Origin of the sequence: Sphingomonas sp. LaA6.9, from assembly GCF_022601895.1 — a bacterium.
Lineage (GTDB): Bacteria > Pseudomonadota > Alphaproteobacteria > Sphingomonadales > Sphingomonadaceae > Sphingobium_A.
This window is the reverse complement of sequence record NZ_JAKVIO010000051.1, coordinates 1-25,157: the sequence shown is the minus strand read 5'-3', so window position 1 is coordinate 25,157 and position 25,157 is coordinate 1. Positions and strand designations below refer to the sequence as shown.

Here is a 25,157-nt window from a genome sequence, read left to right as displayed (position 1 = left end):
CGCCATCGCGCGCGGCGACACCCGGACGCTGAGCGACGAGCAGACCGAGCGCGTCCGTACCCGGATGCGCGAGATCATTGCGCGGCCCTCGCCCGGCGCCACCGCGGAGATCGAGTTCAGCAAGCACACCTATCCCGCCATGGCGCCGACGCCGGGCAATCGCGCGTTGCTCGACCGGTTGAATGCGGTCAACCGCGACCTCGCACTCCCCGAAATGCCCGCGCTCGATCCGCTGAAGCGTGGCGCGGGCGACATCGCCTTTGTCGCGAAGGATGTCGACGGGCTCGTGGGTCTGGGGCCGTCCAGCACCGGTGACCATGCGCCCGGCGAGGCGGTCGATCTCGACAGCTTCCCGCGCCAGGCCAAGCGCGCCGCGATCCTGATGACGCGGCTGAGCCGCGAGAAGCGCTGAAAAGGGGCCTGTCGCACTTGATCCGGGGGCACTTTGCCCCCAAATGCGCAGCATGCTGATCGAGACAGAAACCACGCCCAATCCGGCGACGCTCAAGTTCCTGCCCGGCCGTCGCGTCATGGACGCCGGCACGCGCGACTTCGCCAATCATGAAGAGGCCGAGGCCTCCCCGCTGGCGGAAGCGCTTTTCGCGCTGGGCGATGTCGAGGGCGTGTTCTTCGGCAGCGATTTCATCTCTGTTACCGCCGCACCCGGCGCAGGCTGGCCCGACCTTAAGCCGCAGGTTCTTTCGGTGCTGCTCGACCACTTCACCGCGGAGATGCCGCTCTTCCGCCCGGGCTCAGCTGCGGAAATCAACGTCCCGGCCGAAGAAGAGTTTGCCGACGACCCGGCTGACGCCGACATCGTCGCGCAGATCCGCGAGCTGATCGATACGCGCGTGCGCCCCGCGGTCGCCAATGACGGCGGTGACATCGTCTATCGCGGCTTCGACAAGGGCACGGTCTATCTGCGCATGCACGGAGCGTGCGCGGGGTGCCCGTCCTCGACCGCGACCCTGAAGCACGGCATTGAATCGCTGCTCAAGCATTACGTGCCCGAAGTGACCGAGGTCCGCGCGGTCTGACGCGTCGCCCGGAAAGTCCGGAAATAAGGGGAAGACAGGCATGGGGCAGCCGCTTTCGCCCGAAGGGCTCGACACGATCTTCCGCACGGCGCGCACCTATAACGGCTATCTGGACAAGCCCGTCACCGAAGATCAGCTTCACCAGATCTGGGATCTGATGAAGATGGGCCCGACCTCAATGAACATGCTCCCTGCGCGCATGGTCTGGTGCATGAGCCAGGCAGCGAAGGACAAGCTCGCGGCTCTCGCCACCGGCTCCAATTCCGACAAGATCCGCAAGGCGCCCGCCGCGGTAGTGATCGGCATGGATCGCGATTTCCACGAGCATTTGATTGATCAGTTTCCGCATGCGCCCAACGCGAAGAAGTTGTTCGACGACCCCGAAGTGCGCAAGGTGCACGCGCTCCGCAACGGCTCGCTTCAGGGCGCGTATTTCATCATTGCATGCCGCGCGCTGGGCCTCGACACGGGCCCGATGTCGGGCTTCGACAATGCCGCGGTCGACGAGGCGTTTTTCGGGGAAACCCCCAATGTGAAGTCCAACTTCATCTCGACGCTCGGCTATGGTGATTCCGCAACGATCCGCGATCGCCTGCCGCGCCCCACCTTCGACAAATTCAACCGCATCGTCTGAAGCCTTGCGCCAGCTCGTCATCGAAACCGCCACGGCCGCCTGCTCGGTGGCATTGTTCGAGGATGGCGAACTCGTCGCCGAAACGCATGAAGAGGTCGGTCGCGGTCATGCCGAAAGGCTGATCCCCATGATCGGCGCGCTGCCGGACAAGGGCCGCGCCGACGCGATCCTCGTCGATTGCGGCCCGGGCAGCTTTACCGGCGTGCGCGTCGGTCTTGCGGCCGCGCGCGGGCTGGGGCTCGGCTGGAAGGTGCCGGTCTTCGGATTCTCGTCGCTCGCGCTCATCGCCGCGGGGGCCGATTGGGGCGATGAAGCAACGCTTGCGGTGGCGATCAACGGGGGGCATGGTCAGCTCTTCGTTCAGCGGTTCGAGAGGGCGCCCATGCGACAGGCATCCGATCTGGCTTCGCTTGTCCCGGCGGAGGCTGCGGTGCAGATTCGCGATCCGTTGGTGATCGGCAATGGCGCTGCGCTGCTGGTTGCGGCGCGCGGCTCTGGCGAAGCGCGGGACGCCGCTGCCCGCGCGCACGTCGCGCTGACGATTCCGACGACGCTTCGCGAACTTCCACCGACCCCGATTTACGGGCGCGCGCCCGACGCGAAACCGATGCCATGAGCACGGCGGCGGATCGCACGGTAACCGTGTTCGGGGCCGACGCCAACGCGCTCGTCCCGGTCATGGAGATCATGCACGCCGCCTTCGACCCCGTCTATGGTGAGGCCTGGAACGCCGCACAGTGCGCGGCGGTGATTGGCGGGCCGGGCGTCTGGCTGCTGATCGCCGAGCTCGACGGCCGCCCCGCGGGCTTCGCGCTCACGCGTTCGATTGTCGATGAAGCCGAGCTGTTGCTGATCGCGGTCCATCCCGATGCTCGTCGGTGTGGTGTAGGTGCAGCATTGCTGGAAGCTGTGCTTGATGGATGTCGGCAGAGGTCAGTGGATCGCGTATTTCTTGAAGTACGCGCCTGCAATTCTGCAATCGGACTTTATACCAGTTTCGGTTTTTGCAAGGTTGGTGAACGTCGCAATTACTATCGTGGCGCCAATGGCAGATTATATGATGCACATAGTTACAGTCTGACCTTGAAAAATCTAAAAAATTAACAATCATTTGATTGCAAATAAGCCGCCCGCACGCCATAACGGAAGCGGCGGCGCAACTACGCGCGGCCTACCCGGGTCACAGAGAGAACAAAATGGACAACCAGAACGAACTGTCCGAAACCTTGATCACGCTTACCGCAGACATTGTCGCCGCACATGTCAGCAACAATAGCGTGGCGGTCTCGGATCTTCCCCTGTTAATTCAGAACGTGCACGGTGCACTTGCAGGTCTCGGCAGCGTCGAGGCGGCGCCCGAAATAAAGCAGGAGCCTGCTGTATCGGTCCGCGCTTCGGTGAAGCCCGACTATATTGTCTGCCTTGAAGACGGTAAGAAGTTGAAGATGCTCAAGCGCCACCTGATGACGCATTATCAGATGACGCCCGAACAATATCGTACCAAGTGGAATCTGCCGGCGGACTATCCGATGGTCGCGCCTAACTATGCCGAACAGCGTCGCAGTCTGGCCAAGAAGATCGGGCTCGGCACCAAGCGCCGCAAGCGCTGACCCCCGGCGTGAGGGCGCAGGCGGCACGGCTGGGAAACGTGCCGCCACGGCTTTCACCAATCTTCAAAAGCGGCTAGGCTCTCCCCATATTCAGAACTCCCGGGTGAAAGCACGAACCAGATGAGCCGCAAGATCGACGTCGAAGCATTGTGCCACGAACGCGGCCTGCGCATTACCGAGCAGCGCCGCGTGATCGCGCGCGTGCTGTCCGAGGCCGAGGATCATCCCGATGTCGAGAAGCTCCATGAGCGCGCATCGGCGATAGATCCCGGCATCTCGATTGCCACAGTCTACCGCACCGTTCGTCTGTTTGAAGAGGCGGGAATCCTTGAACGCCACGATTTCGGCGACGGCCGCGCGCGCTATGAGGCTGCTCCCGAATCGCATCATGACCATCTGATCGATGTCGAGACGGGCAATGTGATCGAGTTTGTCGATCCCGAGCTCGAGGCGCTGCAGAAACTGATCGCGGAAAAGCTGGGCTTCCGTCTCGTCGACCATCGCATGGAGCTCTATGGCGTCGCGCTCGATCGCAAAAGCTGACCGGCTGACGCCGCGCGCAGTGATACGGATCGCCGGGATGGCCGGCGCGCTCATTGTCTGCATCATTCCCCACGGCCTCTGGCGTATGGTGCGCGCGCATTCGCCATGGCCTCCACGATTTCTTGGCCTTTGCGCGCGCGCTGCGGGGGTTCGCGTGGCGATTGCCGGCGAACCAATCCGGCACAATGTGCTATTCACATCGAACCATTTGAGCTGGTTGGAGATACTCGCGCTGGGCGGAGCCGGGCGCACCGCATTCGTCGCCAAGGCAGAGGTCGGACGCTGGGGCATTATCGGCTGGCTCGCCGGGCTGAACCACACGGTCTATGTCGAGCGCGAAGACCGCAAGGCGGTGAAGGGCCAGGCGAACGCGTTGCGCGATGCGCTGTTGCGCCGCAAGCCGGTGACACTCTTTCCCGAAGGTACGACAGGCGATGGCGTCGCACTGCTACCCTTTCGCGCCTCGCTGTTTGCAGCCGTTGCGCCGCCGCCAGAGGGCGTACGGGTCCAGCCGATCGCGCTCGACTATGGCGATTTCGCGGCGGAGATCGCTTGGACCGACGCCGAGCCCGCCGACGCCAATGTCAAGCGCATCCTCAACCGCAAGGGCACGATCCGGCTGACCATCCATTTTCTCGAGCCATTGCCGCATGATGTGCTGTCCGATCGCAAGGCGATCGCGCTCATGGCGCAGTCGCAGATCGCGAGCCGGTTGGACGCGGCTTCCCGCGAGCGTCGGCTTGGCTTATAGCGCAGGGCAGATGACTCGCTCCAATCCCCGCACGTACCAGGTCAAATCCTTCGGCTGCCAGATGAACGTCTATGACGGCGATCGCATGGCGGAATTGCTCTCGGCGGAGGGCATGCGCGCCGCCAGCGAAGGTGAAGCCGCTGACATCGTGGTGCTCAACACCTGCCACATTCGCGAAAAGGCCGTGGACCGGATCTATTCGGATATCGGCCGGCTTTCCAAACGCGAAGACGGCACCCGGCCGATGATCGCGGTCGCTGGCTGCGTTGCGCAGGCCGAGGGCGCCGAAATCACGCGCCGCGCGCGCAATGTCGACATCGTCGTCGGGCCGCAGGCCTATCACCGCCTCCCCGAGCTCGTGGCGAAGGCCGCGCGCGGCGAAAGCGCGCTCGATACCGATATGCCGCTCGCGTCCAAATTCGACGCGCTGCCCGGCCGCGCGCGCCAGCAGCGGCCGAGCGCCTTTCTCACCGTGCAGGAAGGCTGTGATAAATTCTGCACCTATTGCGTCGTGCCCTATACGCGCGGCGCCGAGGTTTCGCGCCCCTGGAGCGCGATCGTCGACGAGGCCAGGGCGCTGATCGACGGGGGCGCCAAAGAAATCACGCTGCTCGGCCAGAACGTCAACGCCTGGACCGGCGAGGACGAGGCCGGCCGCGAACAGGGGCTCGACGGCCTGATCCGCGTGCTCGACCGCATGCCCGGGCTCGAGCGCATCCGCTATACCACCAGCCACCCCAACGACATGACCGAGGCGCTGATCGAAGCACACGGCGATGTCGAAAAGCTGATGCCCTTCCTGCACCTGCCCGTGCAGTCGGGCAGCGATCCGATCCTGAAAGCGATGAACCGCAGCCACAGCACCGCCAGCTACTTGAAGATCATCGAGCGCGTTCGCACCATCCGCCCCGATATCGCGGTCTCGGGCGATTTCATCGTCGGCTTTCCCAGCGAAAGCGACGCCGATTTCGAGGCGACGCTCCAGATCGTGCGCGATGTCGATTACGCCATGGCCTATTCCTTCAAATATTCGCCACGCCCCGGCACGCCCGCAGCCGATATGGACGCGCAGATTTCAGCAGCGGTCATGGACGAACGCCTGCAGGCGTTGCAGGCATTGCTCAACGAGCAACAGCACGCCTTTAATCTCGCAACGCTCGGACGCCGCACGCAGGTGCTGCTCGAGCGCAACGGCAAGCTCCCCGGCCAGCTCATCGGCAAGTCGCCATGGCTGCAATCGATCCACGTCATCGCCGAGGGTGCGGCGATCGGCGACATGCTCGATGTCGAGATCGTCTCGGCCGGGCCCAACAGTCTAGGAGGCGCAATGCTGGAAATGGTGGCTGCCTGATGTCGCGCAAGGCCGAACAGGCGCAACCCGGGCAAAAGGCCCGCCTCGAAATCCTTTTCGACAAACCGCAATTGCTCGGACGCCTTTTCGGCGAATATGACCAGAACCTGGTGGCGATCGAGAACCGGCTGGGCGTCTATATCTCGGCGCGCGGCAACAAGATCCAGATCGAGGGCGAGGCCGAAGCCGCCGCCCGCGCGCGCGATGTGCTCAACGGTCTCTACAACCGCATCGTCCATGGCCAGGATCTCGACACCGGCGCCGTCGAGGCGGTAATCGCGATGTCCGCCGAACCCACGCTCGAGGGCATCATCCGCGCCGATGTCTCGCAGCCGCCCGAGGTGATGATCCGCACGCGCAGGAAGACGATCGTCCCGCGCTCCGCCACCCAGATCACCTATATGCAGTCGCTCGCGCGCGACGACATCATCTTCGCGCTCGGCCCGGCGGGCACGGGCAAGACCTATCTTGCGGTGGCGCAGGCGGTCAGCCAGCTCATCACGGGCTCGGTCGACCGGCTGATCCTGTCGCGCCCCGCGGTCGAGGCGGGCGAGAAGCTCGGCTTCCTCCCCGGCGACATGAAGGAAAAGGTCGATCCCTATCTGCGCCCGCTTTATGACGCGCTCCACGACTGCCTGCCTGCGGAGCAGGTCGAGCGCCGCATCGCCAGCGGCGAGATCGAGATCGCGCCGATCGCCTTCATGCGCGGCCGCACGCTCGCCAACGCATTCATCATCCTCGATGAAGCGCAGAACACCACGCCGCTGCAGATGAAGATGTTCCTAACGCGCTTCGGCGAGGGCAGCCGGATGGTGATCTGCGGCGATCCCAACCAGGTCGACCTTCCGGACCCGAGCAAGTCGGGGCTGGCGGACGCCGTATCCAAACTGACGGGCGTGGACGGGATCAATGTCGTGCCCTTCGGCGTGGCCGATGTCGTGCGCCACCCGATCGTCGGCCGCATTGTCGAAGCCTATGAGGGGCGCGGTGCTTGACGTCGCGGTCCAGGCCGGGCCGGGCTGGGGCAAAATCGAGGATTGGGAAGCAATTGCAACGCGTGCGGTGATCGCCGTGCTCCAGATCAGTCCCTATGGCGAATGGATCGCGCGCAATCTGGCGGTCGAGGTATCGATCCGCCTGACCGATGACGACGAGGTGCAGACGCTCAACGCCCAGTATCGCGGCAAGGACAAGCCGACCAACGTGCTGAGCTTTCCGATGGTGCAGCCCGATCTGCTCGACGGACTGGCCAATACCGACGATGGCGAGGTGCTGTTGGGCGACATCGTGCTCGCGCGCGGCGTGTGCCGTCACGAGGCAGCGGACAAGGGCATCGCCATTGCGGATCATGCAACGCACCTGATTGTTCATGGTACTTTCCATTTGCTAGGCTATGACCATCTGGAGGACGCCGAGGCAGAAGCGATGGAAGCGCTCGAGACGCGCGCGCTGGCATCGCTGGGGCTGGCTAATCCTTATGATGACAACAGGGGCTGATCACAAAGACCATGCCAGACGATTCCAGTAGCGGAGACAGTAGCGGGCGATTGTGGCGCGGACTGCGCAGCCTGATCTTCGGCGAAGACAACGAGCCGACGCTACGCGACCAGATCGAGGAAGCGATCGAGGAGCACAAGGAGGACGCCGACCGGCCTCCCAATGGCGACCTTTCGCGGATCGAGCGGCAGATGCTGATGAATCTGCTCCATTTCGGCGAACGCACCGCAGGCGCAGTCTCGGTGCCGCGCGCCGACATCGTCGCGATCCCCGAGACCGCCAGCTTTGCCGAACTTTCAGCAATGTTCGTCGAGAGCGGCCATAGCCGCCTCCCCGTCTACCGCGACAGTCTCGACACGATCATCGGCATGATCCACGTGCGCGACGCCTTCGCGATTCGCGCCGAGGGCCGGCCCGAGCCTGCGAACATTGCGGAACTCATGCGCCAGCCGCGCTATGTCCCTGAAACAATGGGTGTGCTCGACCTGCTCGCGGAGATGCGCGCGACGCGCACGCACCTCGCCATCGTGCTCGACGAATATTCTGGCACCGAGGGGCTGGTGACGATCGAGGATCTGGTCGAGGAAATCGTCGGCGAGATCGAGGACGAACATGACGATGAGCCCGAGGAGATGCTCGTCGCGATCGACAACGGTTGCTGGGACGCCGATGCGCGCGCCGAACTCGAGGATGTCGGCGAGATCATCGACGCGCGTCTCGCCGAGGTCGAGGAGGATGTCGATACGCTGGGCGGCCTCGCCTTCGTGCTTGCAGGCCATATCCCCCAGCCCGGCGAGATCGTCGCGCATGGCAGCGGCTGGAAGCTGGAAATCACCGAGGGCGACACGCGTCGCGCGACGCGCATCCGGCTGCACCCCCCCGCACCGGTGAGCGACGAACAGCTTTAGATCATTCGCGATTTTCCCGCTTGATCCTCATTCGTCGCTGCTGCAACCAAGGGCAGGATCGGCGGAATGCGGGTGACGCGACGCGAATTGCTGGGCGCGAGTGGCGCGCTTGCAGTTTCGGGCTCAGGCATGGGGCGGGCGCTGGCCGCAACCGCGGCTGCACCGATCGTCAGCAAGATCGCGCTGGCCGATGGCCGGGTATGGATGGCGGCCATGATAGAGAAACATGGACCGTATCTTTTCGTCGTCGACACGGGCGGCACGGTCAGCCTGATCGACGACGGTCTTGCCCGTTCGCTCAAGCTCAAGACCGACGGACGCAGCCGGCTGCGGGGCGTTGGCGGCATCAGCGAGATGCCGTGGTACAAGGCGGGCGACGTGCTCCTGGGCAACGGCATCCGCTTTCCCGACATGATGTTCGCCGGCACGCGCGCAAATCTGGGCAAGGATGCAGCAGGCACCTTCGGCGCAGGTCTTTTCACGACCTATGACAGCGACCTCGATTTCGAGAAGGGCGAATGGCGCGCCTATGTCGACGGTCGACCCGATCGCGATGGCCTGCGCGCCATCAAGTCGCGCTTCTCGTCGTCGCAGACGGGCGGCTTGCGGATCTTTGCCGATGCCACCATCGGCGGCTTTGCCGGAGAGTTCACGGTCGATACCGGCGCGCCCGGCGAAATCAGCCTTGATAGCCGCGCCACTGCCAAGAGCGGATTCTGGTCGGATGACCGCCCCTATGTGCCGATGCGTTCGCGCGGAATCGGCAAGGGCAGCATTCCCTCGCGGCTGATATGCCTCGATCGACTGAAGCTTGGTCCCTTTGTGTTCGAACGCCCGCTGCTGATGCTGCGCGAACCGGGTAACGCATCCGGAAGCAGCGTCGACACCGACGGTCTGATCGGCCTGCGAACGCTCGCGCGACTGCACCTGTCCACAGACGTGCGCAACCGCATATTGTGGGCAGCGCCCAACAAGCTGGCGTTGCCCCCCAATGGCTACGGGCTTTCCGGCCTGTGGGTCGAAGAAGACAAGGGTGGACTGCTGGTCGCCGACGTCGGTACGGCGAGTCCCGCGGCGGTTGCGGGACTGAAGCCGGGTGACCTGATCCTGGGCGAAGCTTTCGCGCCCTTCATAAGTCGTCTTGGCGGTCCGGCGGGGACAACGCTTGCCTTCGACTATGAGCGCAACGGCAAACGCGCACGCGCCGAATTCCGGCTCAGTGAATATCTTTGACGGCCCGGTTCCGGCTGCTCACAAGTCAGGATTGCCGCATGCCGGTGCGCCTCCGCACCCTTTGCGCGCCACCCTACTCCCTTTGTGACGCCGTCCCCTCTAATTAGTCGCTCCGTCGATCAGTCTGACAAGTTTAATGCGTTTCTTCATTGAGCTATTCGGGCGCAGTATGGCGTGTGCATGGAGAGGGAGTCGAAAATGGTTGAGCGCAGGCGGCCGACAATGACGACGCCCGCCGAGGCAATGATCGTCAGCGACCGGAACATGTTTGTCGCAGGACGGCGCGGAGCCCGTTTTCTCCGGGATCTTGATTTCAGCGTCGAACGACAAACCGCATTGTTGGATCATGCGCGCTCCGGTTATGATGCCGAAGACGAAGCGAAGAGGACGAATACGGACACCGCCATCTCAGCCCCCTAAGATGAGCGGACACCGGCACTGGCGTTATAGCTCCCGCCTTTGCCGTTTGCCTGCCGCCGGGGTCCCCCTCCCAAGACCGGCGGCAGGTGAGCCTGATGCGTGCGCCGGTTTCCCTTGACCGGTGCACGCTCAGGCATAATGTCGCCACCCATGAAAAAATCGGTCATTCTCCTTATCATCGTCGCGCTGCTCGCGGTGTTCGCGGGCGTCTATTATTATGTCGGCAAGGGTGAACCGGCGAAGCTTCCCGTCGATCAGGTGACCGGCGCAAAGCCCGTCATCTCCGCGCCCAACCAGGAAACCTTCCCGCTCATCAATATCGCGAAACCCGTGGGCTGGGCGGATGGCGCGAAGCCGACCGCACCCAAGGGGCTTCAGGTCGCGGCCTTTGCCGACAAACTCGATCATCCGCGCTGGATGTATCTGCTGCCCAATGGCGATGTGCTCGTCGCCGAGACCAATTCGCCGCCGCGCCCCGTCGAAGGCGTCAGGGACTGGGTGATGGGGCTGCTGATGGGCCGCGCGGGCGCAGGCTCGAGCTCGGCCAACCGCATCACGCTGCTGCGCGACAGCAATGGCGACGGCGTCGCTGACCAGCGCTCGGCGCTGATCGAAGGCCTCAACTCGCCCTTCGGCATGGCGCTGATCGGTGAGACGCTCTACGTCGCCAATACCGACGCGATCCTCGCCTTTCCCTACAAGCCGGGCGACATCAGGATCACGGCGAAGGGCCGCAAGATCAGCAACCTGCCGGGCGGGTTCAATCACTGGACGCGCAACCTGATCCCGAGCCCCGACGGGAAGAAGCTCTTCGTCACCGTCGGCTCGGCGAGCAACATCGGCGAGCGCGGCATGGACAAGGAGATCAACCGCGCGGCGATCCACGAGATCGACATTGCGACCGGCAATTCGCGCATCTTCGCCACCGGTCTGCGCAATCCCAACGGACTTGCCTATGAACCCGGCACCGGTTGCCTGTGGACCACGGTCAACGAGCGCGACATGCTCGGCGGCGATCTGGTTCCCGACTATATGACCTGTGTCGAGTTCGGCGCCGACTATGGCTGGCCCAACAGCTATTGGGGCGGTTACGAGGATATCCGCGTCGAGCCGCGTCGCCCGGACCGGCTGGAATATGTGAAGCGCCCCGATTTCGCGCTTGGGCCGCATGTCGCCGCGCTCGGCCTGACTTTCGCCGATGGCGCCAATCTCGGGCCCGCTTATGCCAACGGCGCGTTCGTCGGCCTCCACGGCTCGTGGAACCGCGAACCCCCTTCAGGCTACAAGGTCGTCTTCGTCCCCTTCGGCCCCAATGGCTATCCGCTCCCCAACGCCAAACCTCAGGATTTCCTGAGCGGTTTCCTGAACGCCGAGGGTCAGGCGCAGGGCCGCCCGGTGGGCGTCATCAAGGACAAGGCAGGCGCGCTGCTTGTCGCGGACGATGTCGGCAACGTCATCTGGCGCGTGAGTGCACCCGCCACCGCGCCCACGCGCTGAGTTGAAAACGGGTCATCCTCCTCTTCCTCAACGGGAAAGGAGAGGATGGCCCGTTTTGAATAACGGCTGCGCGCCCTGTCACGGGCAATGGGCATAGGGCGGCGCGCCAAGCTGGATCGCGCGGTTCTGCAGCTGTAGCCGATAGGTGGCCAGCACCTGGTTGGTTTGCGTGTAGGTCGGGTCAGTCACATTGCCCCAGAGATAGAAGATCGACGCATCGCTCGGGGTCAGCGTCGCGCCGGGATCGTTCTGCACACCCTTCCACACTGCCTTGGAAACCGGCGTCGTGAACAGCGCGGGATCGATCACCATCTCCTCGCTCCAGAACCAGCCCTTGCGCACGCATAGCGTCGGCGCGACGTGCCAGCCCCATTCGACGTAGCATTGGGGGTTGTTCTTCGTGTCAACGTGGAGCCAGTAGCCCGTACTGTGCTCGATCCAGATCTTTCGCGGCTTTCGGCCCATCGCGATGATCAGCCGGCACATCTCGTGCGCGCGACCCCAGCAGCCGTCGTCGGGGTAGAGAAAAGGGATACACGGCGCGGGAACGGTCAGCGGCGGACAGCTGGTTGCCCCCATCGCGTCGAAGATCTGTTGCGCGCGTGCCTGCGAGATGCACCGGAACCACCACCAGGGCCAGATCGGCCAGCGCCAGATCCAGTCGATCAGCCGCTGCCACCACGGCCTTTCAAGCGGAAGCCGCTCCTTTGGCCAGGGCGGCAAGGGGGCGTCATCGGGCCCGGGCGTATAGCCGCGTATGTCGATGATGTCGTGACGGTCGTCCTCGGTCACGATCACCACTTGCCCACGTTCGAGCGCGGCGCGCGCGCGTTCGGCAAGTGCGGCGAAATCGGCACTTTCATGCTTCAGCAGGTGCCGCGCATGCGAATATTCGAGCGCGAGGTCATAACCGGCATCGGTGGCGCGGATATCGGCGATGCGCGAGACATGCGGGATCAGCAGCCGGGTGATCGCGTCGGCGGCCGGATCGATTTCGAGATAGACGGGCCTCCTGAGACCCGCCAGCCCGTCGAGCACCTGAACGAAGCCCGCCGAACGGGGATCGCTTGGATCGAATCGGATGCGGCGTCCGTCGTCGAGTTCTACCGCAAGCCCTCCTTCGGAACGCAGCGCCTCGGCCGCTGGCCGGTCGAGCGGCGGTACAAAGCGTATATGGTTCGAAATGATCGCATTCGGGTTGGGCATGGCCGTCCTCCCGCAAGATGCATCATGATATCAGAGCCATGCCCTCCTGTCGTTCCTGCGAAAACACCCACGATTTCGTCCTGCCCGTGCTAATCGTCCGCGAGCGTTCCCTGCCGGGGGTGGGGTCGCGAAACGACATAGGCTGCGCAGCCCAGCAGGAACAGCGCTGCGCCCGCCTCGACATACACGCCCGGCCGCGTCACGAAATGCAGCATCGCGAAGCCGAATGTCATGCCCGAACACGCCAGCAGCTTCGATCCGCGGCTGATTGCGCGTTCGCGCCGCCAGGCAACGATTGTTGCGCCGAAGCGCGGGTGGCTGAGCAACCAGCGCTCCATGCGCTCTGACGAGCGTCCGAAGAAGAAGGCCGCGATGATGAGGAAAATCGTCGTCGGCAATAGCGGCACGAAAGCGCCGATGATGCCGAGCGCGAGCGCGACGGCTCCCAGCGTGAAATTCAGCGGCCGCCGCATGCGCCCCCGCCCGTCACGGCCGCGCCAGCTCCAGACAGGGGCCGTAATCGAGCCCGGGGGAAACCCCGTCGCCTGCGCGCCGCTTCGCCTCGCCAGCTATCGCCTCGCGCGTTTCGATCATTGCGCGATCGACCTCGTTGCCGCTCCTGCCCTCGGCGCGCAGCGCCTCGCGCGCACGGTAATCGAGCACCGATGCGATCGTCTTCAGATCCTTTGCGTACGGGCCGGGGTCTGCGCGCGCGCTCACATCTTCATAGGCGATCGCCACCAACGCGGCGCATTGCGGCAGCGTCGGAGGCGTCGGCGCTGGAGCGGCCACATCCATTGCCGCGATACAGACTTTCACCTCGTCCTCCGTCAGACCGTGCACGCCGCCGTTTACGGCCGCTGCCTTCTGTCGCGCGGCCACCGCTTCAAGGATCGCATCGCGCACCTGTTCCCTGGTCCAGCTGCTCTCGCGCATCACGCGCTCGCCGATGATCTGCGCAAAATGCGCGCCACGTTGCTGCAGCAAAGGCCATTCGCCGGCACGGCCACGCGTCTGCTCCGACGCCACGATCGCCAGCGTGGCGACGCAACCGATCTGGCGCTGCTGGTCGGGGTTGAGCGGAACCGGTGGCGCCCCCGCCGCGACCAGCGCGGCGATCAGCAGGCTATTCAACCCGCGGCCCCAACGCCTTGACGCGATAGCACGGGTTCAGATCCTGCGGGGTCTCGTCGCCGCGCGCCGCGCGCGCCGCCTGCTCCGCGATCAGCGCCTTCTTTGCCGCGGCAATTGCGGCATCGGCGCGGGCCTCGGCATCGGAGGCCGGGGCCTCGGCCGCAATCACGATGCGCCTGAGCGCGGCGGCGTCTTCGGCAAAGCCCGCGGTCATTGCGGGGTCGCCGCTCTTCCGGCTCAGCGTGTCATGGGTCAGGCTGAACAGCGCGGCACAATGAACTGCGCTTGGCAGCGGCGCCGGCGCGTCGGCCATCGCTTCCTGCGTATTTGTGGGAACGTCCAGAAGCAGCAGCATGGCTGCCGTCAGCGATAACTTCACAGGATACTCCCCAACGCTCGATACACGCTTTCCATGTTTGCCACGCGCGAGCCTGCTTGAAAACACGCGAATTGCGGGCGATAGCTCGCGACGTGATGCTCCACCCGCTGATTCTCGCCATTTTAGCGGGGCTTGCCTCCGCGACGGGCTTTGCGCCCCTCAACCTCTGGCCGGTGACGCTCGCTGCGTTTGCGCTGCTGCTTCATCTGGTGCGCCGCGCGCCCGGCATGAAGCGCGCGCTGCTGACAGGCTGGGTGTTCGGGGTCGGACATTTCGCCATCGGGCTCAACTGGATCGCGCACGCCTTTACCTATCAGGACGCGATGCCGCACGCGTTCGGCTATGGCGCGGTGCTGTTGCTTTCGCTCTTTCTCGCGGTCTATCCGGCCATCGCCGGCGGACTGGCGTGGCGCTGGGGCCGCGACCACCGGACCGCCTATGTGATGATCTTCGCCGGTGCATGGATCGTCACCGAATGGCTCCGCGCGACGATGTTCACGGGCTTTGCATGGAATCCGCTCGGCGCCGCGCTTGTGCCGATCGGCTCGCTTCCCGATCTCGCGCGTTTTGTCGGGACCTATGGCTTGTCGGGCTTTGCAATCCTGGGTGCAGGCATGGTCTGGCTTTTCCTGCGCGGGCAGCCAAAACCCGCGCTGGCGATCGGCATACCGCTCGCCATTCTGTCAGTGCTGCCAAAGGCCTTTTCGACCGCACCCGACCCCGATGGCCCGCCGATCCGCGTCGTCCAGCCCAATATCGGCCAGCAGGACAAACACAACGAGGCCTTCGACGCGATAAACTACAACAAGCTTGCCGGCCTCACCGGCAAGCCCGGCGCCGAGCCGCGCCTGATCTTCTGGCCCGAGGCAGCGATCCCCGATTTCCTTGAGGAGGACCCGTTCGCGCGCCAGCGCCTCGCCAGCCTGCTCGGCCCCGGCGACACGCTGCTCACCGGCGGGCTCGCGCTGATCGGCGACCGGCAGGGCAATGTCATCGGCGCGCGCAACAGCCTGTTCGCGCTCACCTCCGACGCACGCCTGATCGCGCGCTACGACAAGGCGCACCTCGTGCCCTATGGCGAGTATCTTCCGATGCGCCCGGTCCTGTCCGCAATCGGCTTTTCGCGTCTCGTGCCGGGAGACACGGATTTCTGGCCCGGACCCGGCCCGACGAGCTTCAGCCTCCCCGGCTTCGGCCGCGTGGGCGGCCAGATCTGTTACGAGATCATCTTTTCAGGCGATGTCGTGGACGCGAAGAATCGCCCCGACTTCATCTTCAACCCCTCAAACGACGCGTGGTTCGGACGCTGGGGCCCGCCGCAGCATCTGGCGCAGGCACGACTGCGCGCGATAGAAGAAGGCATCCCCGTCATCCGTTCGACTCCCACGGGCATCTCGGCGGTGATTGACGCTGATGGCCGCGTCCTGAAAAGCCTGCCACATCAAAGCGCCGGCTTTATCGACGCGCGCCTTCCCGCGCCCCATGCCCCCACGCTGTTCGCGCGTTTCGGCAATATCCTGCCTTTCATGCTGGCAATGATTCTTGTCGGCCTCGCCGTTGCCTTGCGCCGCACCGCCCGCTAAAGGGGGCTCAGCACCACACATAAAGTTTTCCTTATATCTACGAAGGCGAGTGCAATGCGCAGCAACTATCTCTTCACGTCCGAATCGGTTTCCGAAGGCCATCCCGACAAGGTTGCGGACCAGATCTCGGACGCTGTCGTCGATCTTTTCATTGGCCGCGATCCCGAAGCGCGCGTCGCCTGCGAAACGCTCGTCACCACCAATCGCATTGTGCTCGCGGGCGAAGTCCGCTGCCGCGAGGACGTGACCCCGACCCAGGCCGAGATCGAGGCTGCTGCGCGCGAGACCGTCAAGCGCATCGGTTACGAGCAGCACGGCTTCCACTGGCAATATGCCGATTTCGCGTGCCACCTTCACGGCCAGTCGGCGCACATCGCGATGGGCGTCGACGAGAGCGGCAACAAGGACGAAGGCGCGGGCGATCAGGGCATCATGTTCGGTTTCGCCTGCGACGAGACCCCCGAGCTCATGCCCGCGACGCTCTATTACTCGCACCGCATCCTCGAAAAGATGGCGCAGGACCGCCACAACAAGGTCGTCGACTTCCTCGAGCCCGACGCCAAGAGCCAGGTCACGCTTGCCTTCGAAAATGGCCGCCCCGTCCGCGCGACCGCGCTCGTCGTCTCGACCCAGCATGCCAAGGGCGCCGATCAGAGCCGCTTGCGCGATTACGCCAAGTCGGTGATGAACGACGTGCTGCCGCAGGGCTGGATGCCCAATGACGATTCCGCGATCTACGTGAACCCGACCGGCCTGTTCGAAATCGGCGGCCCCGATGGCGACGCCGGCATCACCGGCCGCAAGATCATCGTCGACACTTATGGCGGTGCTGCGCCGCACGGCGGCGGCGCCTTCTCGGGCAAGGATCCGACCAAGGTCGACCGTTCGGCGGCCTATGTCTCGCGCTATCTCGCCAAGAACATCGTCGCGGCGGGTCTTGCGAAGAAGTGCACGATCCAGCTTTCCTACGCGATCGGCATCGCCGAGCCGCTGTCGCTCTATGTCGACACGCACGGCACCGGCACCGTCGACGAGGCGAGGCTCGAGGCGATCCTGCCCCAGCTCGTGCGCCTGACCCCCAAGGGCATCCGCACGCATCTGGGTCTCAACAAGGCGATCTACGCGCCCACCGCCGCTTACGGCCATTTCGGCCGCAAGGCCGAGGGCGATTTTTTCACCTGGGAAAAGACCGACCTCGTCGACGCGCTGAAGCAGGCGATCTGATCTCGGCAAGGGAGGCGGTTTCTACCCTCCTCCCCTGCTGCAAGCGACATGATAGGCTCGGGCGCGAAACAACGCACCCGGGCCTTTTCTTATGATCAGATATCTCGTTGCGGCGCTCATCGTCCTCCCCGCTGCGACGGCGGCGCAGACGCCTGCCCCGAATATCCCTGCGGCCGAACGCACCGCGATCTTCAAGGCAGCCGGCGCGGTCCAGAGCGGCGGGCAATGGTATCTCTGCGCAGACGACCCCAACCGGACGCCTTCGACGATCGACCGTTATGCCGATCTCAACGGAGATGGTCGCCCCGAAGCCGTCGTCACGGACGGCGGCACATTCTGCTATGGCATGGCGGGCACGGGATTCCAGCTCGTGAGCAAGCAGCTCAATGGAAGCTGGAAGGTCGTTGCGGGTGAAATCGGCATTCCCGAATTCCTCCCGATCAAGGGGGTGGGCGGCTGGCCTGACATCATGATCGGCGGCCCTGGCTTCTGCTTTCCCGTCCAGCGCTGGAACGGCCACGAATACGCGCTCCATCGCTTCGAATATGAAGGCAGAAGCTGCAAGCCGCCGCGCTAAGCCCGCCAGAGCGTGCGCATTTTCAACGCCGCGGGGGCGGGCGTCTCCTGAGCGCGTAGAAGACCGCAAGCGCCCCGATGACAACCGTCAGAAATCCGACGATCGCCCATTTTGACGAGGAGCCCTGTACGGGCTCGCAATCGGCGACACAGAGAATCGGCTGGATTTGCACGAGCCCAAGCCCCTGAAGCAGCCAAAGTCCGCCCAGCAATATGCAGGCAACCCCTGCAATCAGCGCTGTCTTTTTCATCTTGGGTTTCATCCGCTCCCTGAAGGGCAGGCTAGGTGCCATGTTGCTGCGGCACAAGGTTCGTCGCCTGATCAGTTTCCCGAAAGGCTGGTCTGATCGCCGCCGTTGCGCTAGTTCGCCGCGCCATGAACGATCCCGCCACCATCCGTCGACTCTACGGCCGCGCCAAGGGGCATAAGCTCCGCGAAGGACAGGCGCAGCTGCTCGACAAGCTGCTGCCTGAAATCAGCGTGCCCGCCGAAGGCCCCGTCACCGCCGAAAGCCTGTTCGGCCACGATCGGCCGTTGCACTTCGAAATCGGCTTCGGTTCTGGCGAGCACCTCGCCTACCGCGCCGACATGCTGCCCGATCACGGCTTCATCGGTTGCGAGCCCTTCATCAACGGCGTCGTCGGCGCACTGCTTCACGTCCGCGACAAGCACCTTACCAATGTGCGCCTCCACAATGGCGATGCATTGGATGTGCTCGAACGCCTGCCCGACCAAACGCTGCGCTTCGTCTATCTTCTCCATCCCGATCCCTGGCCCAAGGCGCGACACGCCAAGCGCCGCATGGTCAATCACGGCCCCCTCGACCTGATCGCGCGCAAGCTCCAGATCGGCGGCGAATTCCGCCTCGGCACCGACGATCCAACCTATTGCAAATGGTCGATGATGATCATGAACCAGCGCAGCGATTTCCGCTGGCTCGCCGAAAAGCCGCAGGATTTCCTCGTCCGCCCCGGTGGCTGGCCCGAAACGCGCTACGAGCGCAAGGCACGCGCCAAGGGGCATGAGGTCTGGTACTTCCGATACCAGCGCGTAGCGGATTGATCCGTCAGGGCAGCGCGGCGATCGCCTTTGATCCGGGCGCGCACGGCGCCTGATCGGCGGCTGTACGCACAGGCACGCCATAGGGCGGCACCGCCACCGGCCTTCCGATCGTCTGCGCCGTGAACAGGCCCGACGCATAGCCCGCGCAGCGCGCGAACAGGTCCAGCAGCGCGGGCGGTGTCTCATAGGCTTCGTAGGACAGCCGGAACGTGCCCCAGTGGATGGGCAGACCATAGGATGCGCCGAGGCTGGTGAAGACATCGACGGCCTCTTTCGGCCCGATATGGCTGCCCGTCACCATCTGGCCGGGCTCGAAGCGGAAGGCCCCGATCGGCAGGATCGCAAGCCGCACCGGCCCCAGTTTCGCGGCCTCGGCGGGCCACTGCATGTCGCCGGGCCCGGTGTCGCCCGCGAAGAAGATGTTGCCGCCGGGTGTTGTCACCACGAAGCTCGACCACAGCGCGCGGTTGCGGTCAGTCCCCCAGCGCGAGCCCCAGTGATGGTTGCGCGTGACGACAACATCGACCCCGGTCTTCACCCGCAGACGCGTGCCCCAATCCACGGCTTTCGCTACGGCGCCGCCGCGCTCAATCACACTGTCATTGCCGAGGCTGGTCACGATCAGCGGCCGGTCACGCTCCCACAGCTTTCCGAGCGTCGGCAGGTCCATATGGTCATAGTGATTGTGGCTGACGAGGACGAGATCGATCCTGGGCAGATTCTCGAAGCGGATGCCGGGCTCCGCTACGCGACGCGGTCCCGCAATGTTGAACGGCCCCGCGACTTCGCTCCAGATCGGGTCGGTCAGGATGTTGAGCCCCTGCGTCTGGATGAGCACGGTGGCGTGCCCGACCCAGGTCGCCACCATCCGGTCACCTGCTACGCGTGCTTCGGGCCTCGACGGGGTCACCGCGACGCGTGCGGGCCATTCGGGGCGCCCGTCATCGGCAAGCAGCCAGCGCGCCAAAAAACCGGCGCGATTTCCACCGGTAGGCGGGCGAACCGTGTCTTCACCATCGGGATTGAAGAAGCGCGCGCCGTCATAATGGCCACTTCGCGGTCCGTGATAATAGATTCGGTCGAGAAAGGGCGGGACGAGGACAATCACGAGTCCCAGAACCACGAACACGAACAGAAAAAGTGTCGCGAACCGCTTGAACATTCTGGCCAAAACGCGCGCCATTGCCTCTCCACGACCTGCTTTGGGGAAACATAGTCACCGCCCGGCCGATCACAAGCGGGCTCTCCCGCTTGACATATGCGCATTTGACGCATCTTTCGCGCGGATGACCGACATCTTCCGCGCACTCGCCGACGAAAGCCGCCGCGCGCTTCTCGACAAGCTGATGGCTGAAAACGGCCAGTCGCTCAGCCAGCTCTGCGAGGGCCTGCCAATGACGCGTCAGGCAGTGACCAAGCATCTCGCCATTCTCGAGAGCGCGGGCCTCGTGTCGGTGCGCCGTCAGGGCCGCGAACGGCTCCACTTTCTCAATCCTGTGCCACTGATCCAGATCGTACGGCGCTGGATCGGCAAATTCGAAGATGTGCGATTGCTGGAGCTGCTTGATCGCGAAGCCGGCTATGGCGCCCGCAAGCCCCTCCCCGCGCGTGTCGCGGAGGGGTTTGCGGTCTAGCGCGACGCCGCCCTTACACGCCTTCGAGCAGCTTTTCCTTGCGGATCTTTTCCTGCCACACGAGCGGCGCGAGGTGGTGGACGCTCTGCCCCTCGGCGTCGACTGCGACGGTCACGGGCATGTCCTGCACTTCGAACTCGTAGATCGCCTCCATGCCGAGATCCTCGAACCCGACGACCTTCGAGCCCTTGATCGCCTTGGCGACGAGATAGGCGGCGCCGCCGACCGCCATCAGATAGGCGGACTTGTGATCCCTGATCGCCTCGATCGCCATGGGACCGCGCTCGGCCTTGCCGACCATCGCAAGCAGCCCCTGTTCGAGCATCATGCGCGTGAACTTGTCCATCCGCGTCGCGGTCGTGGGACCGGCGGGGCCGACGACTTCCTCGCCCACGGGATCGACGGGGCCGACATAATAGATCACGCGGTCACGGAACTCGACGGGCAGTTCCTCGCCCGCTTCGAGCATGTCCTTGATCCGCTTGTGCGCGGCGTCGCGGCCGGTGAGCATCTTGCCGTTGAGGAGCAGGCGGTCGCCATGCTTCCAGCTCTGCACCACCTCCGGCGTCAGCGCATCGAGGTCAACACGGATCGCGGCCTTGTCGGGAGTCCAGTTGACGTCGGGCCATTCGGCGAGGTTGGGCTGTTCCAGATAGGCGGGGCCGCTGCCGTCCAGCGTGAAATGCGCGTGGCGCGTCGCGGCGCAATTGGGGATCATCGCGACCGGCTTGCCCGCGGCGTGGCAGGGCGCGTCCATGATCTTCACGTCGAGGATGGTGGACAAGCCTCCCAGCCCCTGCGCGCCGATGCCGAGCGCGTTGACCTTGTCGAAGATCTCGATCCGCATCGCCTCGATATCGTTCTGCGGACCACGCTTCTTGAGCTGGCCCATATCGATCGGGTCCATCAGCGCCTTTTTGGCGAGCAGGACGCAATGTTCGGCGGTGCCGCCGATGCCGATGCCCAGCATCCCCGGCGGGCACCAGCCCGCGCCCATTTGCGGGATCATCTCGAGCACCCAGTCGACGATCGAATCGCTGGGGTTCATCATCTTGAACTTGGACTTGTTCTCGCTGCCGCCCCCCTTGGCCGCGACATCGATGCTGACCTTCGAACCCGGCACCATCTCGACATGCAGGACCGAAGGCGTGTTGTCCTTGGTATTGCGGCGGCTGAAGGCGGGATCGGTGAGCACCGAGGCGCGCAGCTTGTTCTCGGGGTGGAGATAGGCGCGGCGCACGCCTTCATCGACGATTTCCTGAAGCGACTTCGACGTGTCGTCGAGGCGGCAGTCCATGCCCCATTTGACGAAGACGTTGATGATGCCGGTGTCCTGGCAGATCGGGCGGTGCCCCTCTGCGCACATGCGGCTGTTGGTCAGGATCTGCGCGATCGCGTCCTTGGCGGCGGGGCTTTTCTCGGCCTTGTAGGCCTCGCCCAGCGCGCGGATATAATCCATCGGGTGGTAGTAGCTGATGAACTGGAGCGCGTCGGCCACGCTCTCGATAAGGTCGGCTTGCCTGATGATCGTCGTCACGTTTCCGGGGTCCCGCTTGGCCAAAGAGTCGCGGGCCCCTTAACGTACTTTTGCCGTATGCGGGAATATTTCAGCGCGCAGCCGCGCGGGCGCGCGCAAGACTCACTTCGTTCCACACGACCTTGTGGTCATAATATTCCTCGAACTGAGCGACATCGTCGGGCAGCGTCAGCCAGGGCAGTTTCGAGCGCGTATAGATGTGCACGCCCGGTGACAGCGCCGATGGCTCGTCGAGCGTCCCCGCCCGCACGAACCAGAGCCAGCCACGCCGGCCATAATCGCTCCACAACGCGGTCTGGCAGTTTGGACAGCGACAGATATCGTGCGGCCGCCCGCTGTCGGTGGGCACGGTCACGGGCTGCGGTTCGCCCGACAACAAGGTGACGCGATCGCTCTCGATCAACGCGTTCAGCACGAACGCACTTCCCGTCTGTCGCTGGCAATCGAGGCAGTGACAGCAATGGACGATCAGCGGATCGCCCTCCAGCCGATAGCGCACCGCGCCGCACGCGCATCCGCCCTCGTTCACGCCACCGCTTCCAGATTGCGCGCGAACGCGGCGATCCCCGCCTCCATCAGCGGCTCGACCGTTTCGACGGCAATGTCGGGCAGCACGTCGCACGTCCAGATCATGGTGCCGCTTCCGTCGCCATTGTCGCGGATCTGGAAGCTCGCATTGTGATGCGCGAACGCGCCGTCGATCACGGCATAGGCGATGCGCCGGCGTCCCTCGTCGATGCCGACCAGCCGTTCGCGTACCACCAAGCCATTGGCGAAGGTTACCGTCCGCACATCTTCGTCGCGCGTGCAGTCGGTGAGTATCCCTGCAAATGCGCGGTGAGCGTTTCCAAAGTCGCATGCTGCCTGCCACGCCGCCCAGCCATCGGGCACCGCGATTTCCTTGATGATCGTCGCCATGTGAGCCTCCTCTTGCAATCGCGCGGGCTTGCGCGCACCTCAGAGGTGTATCCCGCGCCGGTCATATCGCGCTTGGGGAAAAGGGCAGGTCGATGCCGGTCAACGCACCATCGTCTCCATCGGTCCCGGTCGCGTCTGCGATCGCCTCGGGCGCTGGCTGGACCATCGAACACGTGATCTGCACCGCGGGCCCCGACGACCGCACCTTCGAGGAACGCCACGGCTGGACCAGCGTCGCCGCGGTGCTCAACGGGCAGTTCAGCTATCGCAGCGAACAGGGCGGCGCGCTGATGGCGCCGGGTGCGCTGCTGCTCGGCAATTCCGGAACCTGCTTCGAATGCGGCCACACACATTCCGCCGGGGATCGCTGTCTCGCCTTCCGCTTCGCCCCCGAACTGGTCGAGGAAGTGGTGCGCGGCATGGCGGATGTCCGCGCGACGCACTTCGCGCGTGCGGGCATCCCGCCCGTCGATGCGCTCGTCCCGCTGTTCCAGTCCTTGCCCTCGCTCATCGAAGCCCACGATCCGCTGTGCGCTGAACAGGCGGCGCTTGCCATCCTCTCGAACGCCATCGCGCTCGATCGCGACACGCACGAGCCACCACCCGATGCGCGCGACCTCACTGCCGCTGCAGAGGCTGCGCAGATCATCCGCGCCGATTTCGTCCATCCGATCACGATCGCCGCCCTTGCCACGGCGACGGGCACGACCCGCCGCCGCCTGTCGCGCGCCTTTCGTCGCGCGATCGGCGTCACCCCCTGGCAATATGTGCTCAACCGCCGCCTCGACGCCGCCGCTGCGCTGCTCCGCGACAGCGACGACACCGTGCTCAATGTCGCGCTCGACACGGGTTTCGGCGACCTCTCCGAATTCACCCGTCGCTTCCGCGCGCGCTTCGGCCTGCCCCCTTCGGCATGGCGCAAGCACGTGCGTAGCGATCAGTCGGCGAAGGGGAACATCGTCCAGTAGGGCTGCGCCTCTTCGCGCACCCGCGCGATCGCCGGACGCGCCTCGAGCCGTTCAAGATATGCAGCTACCCCGGGGAAGCGGCCGCCAAGCGGCTGGATCTTGCTCGCATAGAACAGCGAAGGAGACGCCGCGCAGTCGGCCAGCGTGAAATCCTCCCCCGCCGCCCAGCCGTCGCCAAGCTCGCCCTCCAGCCAGCCATAGGCCTTGTCGAGCCGCTGCCGCATCCGCTCGACGCCGAAATCGTCATGCGCGCCATCGGGCCGGATGCGATCGAACACGATCGCCTGCACCGGGCTCATCACGAAATTGTCGAAGAAGCGGTCGAGGAAGCGGACGTTGAGGGCCGCATCGGGATCTGCGGGGATCAACCCGCCGCCATTCTGCCGGTCTACATATTCGATGACGACGCTGGATTCGCGCAGCACGCGAGCGCCGTCGACCAGTACCGGCATATGCTCCATCGGCCAGAGCTTCGAGAACTCGGCGCCAGCCTGCGGGTCATCGGGCGAAAGCACGCGCCAGTCGAAAGGCACGCCATGCTCGTAAAGCGCGATCAATGCCTTCTGGCAGTAAGACGACAGCGGATGCCCGTAAAATGTTCTGCTCATGGCCCTCTCCTCAACGCATGCGTGCGTAGCGCATCATCATCGCGCCAGCCAGCTCGCGACCCGTCGCGCGGGAGCCGAAGGTGTAGCCGATCGCGCGAATGTCGGGGAAAGCGGACGCACAAGTCCTCCCCGGTACGGGGAGGGGGACCATGCGAAGCATAGTGGAGGGGCTGGCGAGAATCGCGAGCCTCGGTGCAGCCCCTCCGTCAGCCCTTCGGGCTTCCACCTCCCCGTACCGGGGAGGATCTTATGGCAGCAATGTTGGGGCTCCCAGTCGTAACCCGGCGAGATCCGACACCAGCTATAACCCGAACGCCGCCTTGGGCACATGCGTGATCCGGCACGCCAGATCGGCCTCGCCCGATGCCACGATGAAGTGATCGCCCGCATCAGCGATTCCCGTCGTGAACACCACCCCGTCCAGATAGCGCTGATGCGCGATCGGTTCGGTCAGTGCGGGTGCGGGCTCCAGCAACGGGCCCTCCCCCTGCGCGACGATCCGGCTCGGGTCGTCGCGGTCGAGCAACGTCCAGTATGTCCGGTAGATGCCGACGGTCCCGCCCGTCCCGACCCTATGCCATAGCGTCAGCCATCCCTTGTCGGTCAGGATCGGCGGTGCGCCGCCGCCGATCCGTGCTATGCCGCTCCGTGGCCGGATGCCCGGCTTGTCCAGCGGCTTCCAGTGCAACGCATCGGGCGAGGTGGCGAGGTTGATCGAGGGGCCGGGCAGCCAGTCGCTGCCAGGCGGATAGGCGAAGAAGACATCGCCCAACGGCCGCGTCTGCGCCCAGTAACGCCCGCCGATCAGCCCCTCGAAGATCAGCATGTCCTTGTTCTGGTGGTCGA

31 protein-coding genes and 1 pseudogene are annotated in these 25,157 nt (G+C 64.6%); 21 read left to right on the top strand and 11 right to left on the bottom strand.

The genetic code is table 11. The features are described 5' to 3' along the window. The 15 genes from MKI88_RS18865 to MKI88_RS18795 all read left to right on the top strand — a co-directional run. Positions 1-412 (top strand): M20/M25/M40 family metallo-hydrolase (locus MKI88_RS18865; RefSeq protein WP_348636279.1); only part of this gene is annotated, 412 nt, incomplete at its 5' end. 52 nt (positions 413-464) lie between these two features. Then, on the top strand, positions 465-1,037 hold the full coding sequence (locus tag MKI88_RS18860) for a NifU family protein (RefSeq protein WP_241633101.1): 573 nt from the start codon (positions 465-467) through the stop codon (positions 1,035-1,037). Positions 1,038-1,077: 40 nt separating this feature from the next. Then, positions 1,078-1,671, top strand: coding sequence for a malonic semialdehyde reductase (locus MKI88_RS18855; protein ID WP_241633100.1), 594 nt, complete (start codon positions 1,078-1,080; stop codon positions 1,669-1,671). 4 nt (positions 1,672-1,675) lie between these two features. Further along, positions 1,676-2,287 (top strand): tRNA (adenosine(37)-N6)-threonylcarbamoyltransferase complex dimerization subunit type 1 TsaB, encoded by a 612-nt coding sequence (tsaB, locus tag MKI88_RS18850; protein WP_241633099.1) that lies wholly within the window; start codon positions 1,676-1,678, stop codon positions 2,285-2,287. Next, a complete protein-coding gene (rimI, locus tag MKI88_RS18845) occupies positions 2,284-2,775 on the top strand; it encodes a ribosomal protein S18-alanine N-acetyltransferase (RefSeq protein WP_241633098.1) in 492 nt (163 codons plus the stop codon). Before tsaB ends, rimI begins: the two co-directional genes overlap by 4 nt. A 92-nt stretch (positions 2,776-2,867) precedes the next feature. After that, the gene (locus tag MKI88_RS18840; protein WP_241633097.1) at positions 2,868-3,281 is read left to right on the top strand and encodes a MucR family transcriptional regulator; all 414 of its coding nucleotides are present in this window, start codon (positions 2,868-2,870) and stop codon (positions 3,279-3,281) included. Between the two features lie 120 nt (positions 3,282-3,401). Further along, on the top strand, positions 3,402-3,824 hold the full coding sequence (locus MKI88_RS18835) for a Fur family transcriptional regulator (protein WP_241633096.1): 423 nt from the start codon (positions 3,402-3,404) through the stop codon (positions 3,822-3,824). After that, positions 3,796-4,575 (top strand): 1-acyl-sn-glycerol-3-phosphate acyltransferase, encoded by a 780-nt coding sequence (locus MKI88_RS18830; protein ID WP_241633095.1) that lies wholly within the window; start codon positions 3,796-3,798, stop codon positions 4,573-4,575. Before MKI88_RS18835 ends, MKI88_RS18830 begins: the two co-directional genes overlap by 29 nt. 10 nt (positions 4,576-4,585) lie before the next feature. Then, positions 4,586-5,926 carry a tRNA (N6-isopentenyl adenosine(37)-C2)-methylthiotransferase MiaB gene (miaB, locus tag MKI88_RS18825; RefSeq protein ID WP_241633094.1) on the top strand — a complete coding sequence of 447 codons (1,341 nt, stop codon included), beginning with the start codon at positions 4,586-4,588 and terminating at the stop codon, positions 5,924-5,926. Continuing rightward, the gene (locus MKI88_RS18820) at positions 5,926-6,921 is read left to right on the top strand and encodes a PhoH family protein (protein ID WP_241633093.1); all 996 of its coding nucleotides are present in this window, start codon (positions 5,926-5,928) and stop codon (positions 6,919-6,921) included. Before miaB ends, MKI88_RS18820 begins: the two co-directional genes overlap by 1 nt. Continuing rightward, positions 6,914-7,423, top strand: a complete 510-nt coding sequence (gene ybeY, locus MKI88_RS18815) for an rRNA maturation RNase YbeY (protein WP_241633092.1) — start codon at positions 6,914-6,916, stop codon at positions 7,421-7,423. Before MKI88_RS18820 ends, ybeY begins: the two co-directional genes overlap by 8 nt. 11 nt (positions 7,424-7,434) lie before the next feature. Then, the gene (locus MKI88_RS18810; RefSeq protein ID WP_241633091.1) at positions 7,435-8,331 is read left to right on the top strand and encodes a hemolysin family protein; all 897 of its coding nucleotides are present in this window, start codon (positions 7,435-7,437) and stop codon (positions 8,329-8,331) included. Positions 8,332-8,397: 66 nt separating this feature from the next. Next, positions 8,398-9,564 carry an aspartyl protease family protein gene (locus MKI88_RS18805; RefSeq protein WP_241633090.1) on the top strand — a complete coding sequence of 389 codons (1,167 nt, stop codon included), beginning with the start codon at positions 8,398-8,400 and terminating at the stop codon, positions 9,562-9,564. A gap of 222 nt (positions 9,565-9,786) precedes the next feature. Next, positions 9,787-9,984 carry a hypothetical protein gene (locus MKI88_RS18800; RefSeq protein ID WP_241633089.1) on the top strand — a complete coding sequence of 66 codons (198 nt, stop codon included), beginning with the start codon at positions 9,787-9,789 and terminating at the stop codon, positions 9,982-9,984. 150 nt (positions 9,985-10,134) lie between these two features. After that, entirely contained in the window at positions 10,135-11,481 is a 1,347-nt protein-coding gene (locus MKI88_RS18795; RefSeq protein WP_241633088.1) for a sorbosone dehydrogenase family protein, read from the top strand. 78 nt (positions 11,482-11,559) lie between these two features. Here the strand turns inward: MKI88_RS18795 and MKI88_RS18790 are convergent, their stop codons facing one another. From MKI88_RS18790 to MKI88_RS18775, 4 genes are all read right to left on the bottom strand, one after another. Beyond that, complete coding sequence (locus MKI88_RS18790; protein ID WP_241633087.1) at positions 11,560-12,687, bottom strand: protein-glutamine glutaminase family protein; 1,128 nt, start codon at positions 12,685-12,687, stop codon at positions 11,560-11,562. A gap of 89 nt (positions 12,688-12,776) precedes the next feature. Then, positions 12,777-13,160: a YbaN family protein gene (locus MKI88_RS18785; RefSeq protein ID WP_241633086.1), complete on the bottom strand. Its 384-nt coding sequence runs from the start codon at positions 13,158-13,160 to the stop codon at positions 12,777-12,779. 13 nt (positions 13,161-13,173) lie between these two features. Then, on the bottom strand, positions 13,174-13,821 hold the full coding sequence (locus tag MKI88_RS18780; RefSeq protein WP_241633085.1) for a hypothetical protein: 648 nt from the start codon (positions 13,819-13,821) through the stop codon (positions 13,174-13,176). Then, the gene (locus tag MKI88_RS18775; protein WP_241633084.1) at positions 13,814-14,200 is read right to left on the bottom strand and encodes a hypothetical protein; all 387 of its coding nucleotides are present in this window, start codon (positions 14,198-14,200) and stop codon (positions 13,814-13,816) included. The genes MKI88_RS18780 and MKI88_RS18775 overlap by 8 nt, the downstream gene beginning before the upstream one ends. Before the next feature lie 95 nt (positions 14,201-14,295). Here MKI88_RS18775 and lnt point away from each other — a divergent pair, with 95 nt between their 5' ends. The 3 genes from lnt (at position 14,296) to MKI88_RS18760 (ending at position 17,584) form a co-directional block, all read left to right on the top strand. Then, complete coding sequence (gene lnt, locus MKI88_RS18770) at positions 14,296-15,783, top strand: apolipoprotein N-acyltransferase (RefSeq protein WP_241633102.1); 1,488 nt, start codon at positions 14,296-14,298, stop codon at positions 15,781-15,783. 54 nt (positions 15,784-15,837) lie between these two features. Continuing rightward, on the top strand, positions 15,838-17,007 hold the full coding sequence (gene metK / locus MKI88_RS18765) for a methionine adenosyltransferase (protein ID WP_241633083.1): 1,170 nt from the start codon (positions 15,838-15,840) through the stop codon (positions 17,005-17,007). 91 nt (positions 17,008-17,098) lie between these two features. Beyond that, positions 17,099-17,584 (top strand): hypothetical protein, encoded by a 486-nt coding sequence (locus MKI88_RS18760; protein WP_241633082.1) that lies wholly within the window; start codon positions 17,099-17,101, stop codon positions 17,582-17,584. Positions 17,585-17,606: 22 nt separating this feature from the next. Here the strand turns inward: MKI88_RS18760 and MKI88_RS18755 are convergent, their stop codons facing one another. Continuing rightward, positions 17,607-17,834 (bottom strand): hypothetical protein, encoded by a 228-nt coding sequence (locus tag MKI88_RS18755; RefSeq protein ID WP_241633081.1) that lies wholly within the window; start codon positions 17,832-17,834, stop codon positions 17,607-17,609. A gap of 125 nt (positions 17,835-17,959) precedes the next feature. Between MKI88_RS18755 and MKI88_RS18750 the strand changes: the two genes are divergently transcribed. Next, a complete protein-coding gene (locus tag MKI88_RS18750) occupies positions 17,960-18,646 on the top strand; it encodes a tRNA (guanosine(46)-N(7))-methyltransferase TrmB (protein ID WP_241633080.1) in 687 nt (228 codons plus the stop codon). A gap of 4 nt (positions 18,647-18,650) precedes the next feature. Here the strand turns inward: MKI88_RS18750 and MKI88_RS18745 are convergent, their stop codons facing one another. Continuing rightward, positions 18,651-19,829, bottom strand: a complete 1,179-nt coding sequence (locus tag MKI88_RS18745; RefSeq protein ID WP_241633079.1) for an MBL fold metallo-hydrolase — start codon at positions 19,827-19,829, stop codon at positions 18,651-18,653. Between the two features lie 103 nt (positions 19,830-19,932). Between MKI88_RS18745 and MKI88_RS18740 the strand changes: the two genes are divergently transcribed. Further along, positions 19,933-20,280 carry a helix-turn-helix transcriptional regulator gene (locus MKI88_RS18740; protein WP_241633078.1) on the top strand — a complete coding sequence of 116 codons (348 nt, stop codon included), beginning with the start codon at positions 19,933-19,935 and terminating at the stop codon, positions 20,278-20,280. A 13-nt stretch (positions 20,281-20,293) separates the two neighbouring features. Here MKI88_RS18740 and MKI88_RS18735 read toward each other — a convergent pair whose 3' ends face one another. The 3 genes from MKI88_RS18735 to MKI88_RS18725 form a co-directional block, all read right to left on the bottom strand. Continuing rightward, a complete protein-coding gene (locus MKI88_RS18735) occupies positions 20,294-21,817 on the bottom strand; it encodes a fumarate hydratase (protein WP_241633077.1) in 1,524 nt (507 codons plus the stop codon). Between the two features lie 70 nt (positions 21,818-21,887). After that, positions 21,888-22,346, bottom strand: a complete 459-nt coding sequence (locus MKI88_RS18730; protein ID WP_241633076.1) for a GFA family protein — start codon at positions 22,344-22,346, stop codon at positions 21,888-21,890. Continuing rightward, a complete protein-coding gene (locus MKI88_RS18725) occupies positions 22,343-22,735 on the bottom strand; it encodes an SRPBCC family protein (protein ID WP_241633075.1) in 393 nt (130 codons plus the stop codon). Before MKI88_RS18725 ends, MKI88_RS18730 begins: the two co-directional genes overlap by 4 nt. A 92-nt stretch (positions 22,736-22,827) precedes the next feature. Between MKI88_RS18725 and MKI88_RS18720 the strand changes: the two genes are divergently transcribed. Further along, on the top strand, positions 22,828-23,703 hold the full coding sequence (locus MKI88_RS18720; RefSeq protein WP_241633074.1) for a helix-turn-helix transcriptional regulator: 876 nt from the start codon (positions 22,828-22,830) through the stop codon (positions 23,701-23,703). Here the strand turns inward: MKI88_RS18720 and MKI88_RS18715 are convergent. Then, positions 23,673-24,311, bottom strand: a complete 639-nt coding sequence (locus tag MKI88_RS18715; protein WP_241633073.1) for a glutathione S-transferase family protein — start codon at positions 24,309-24,311, stop codon at positions 23,673-23,675. The genes MKI88_RS18720 and MKI88_RS18715 overlap by 31 nt on opposite strands. A gap of 301 nt (positions 24,312-24,612) precedes the next feature. After that, positions 24,613-25,157: pseudogene (locus MKI88_RS18710) on the bottom strand (glycosidase); the annotation flags it as partial.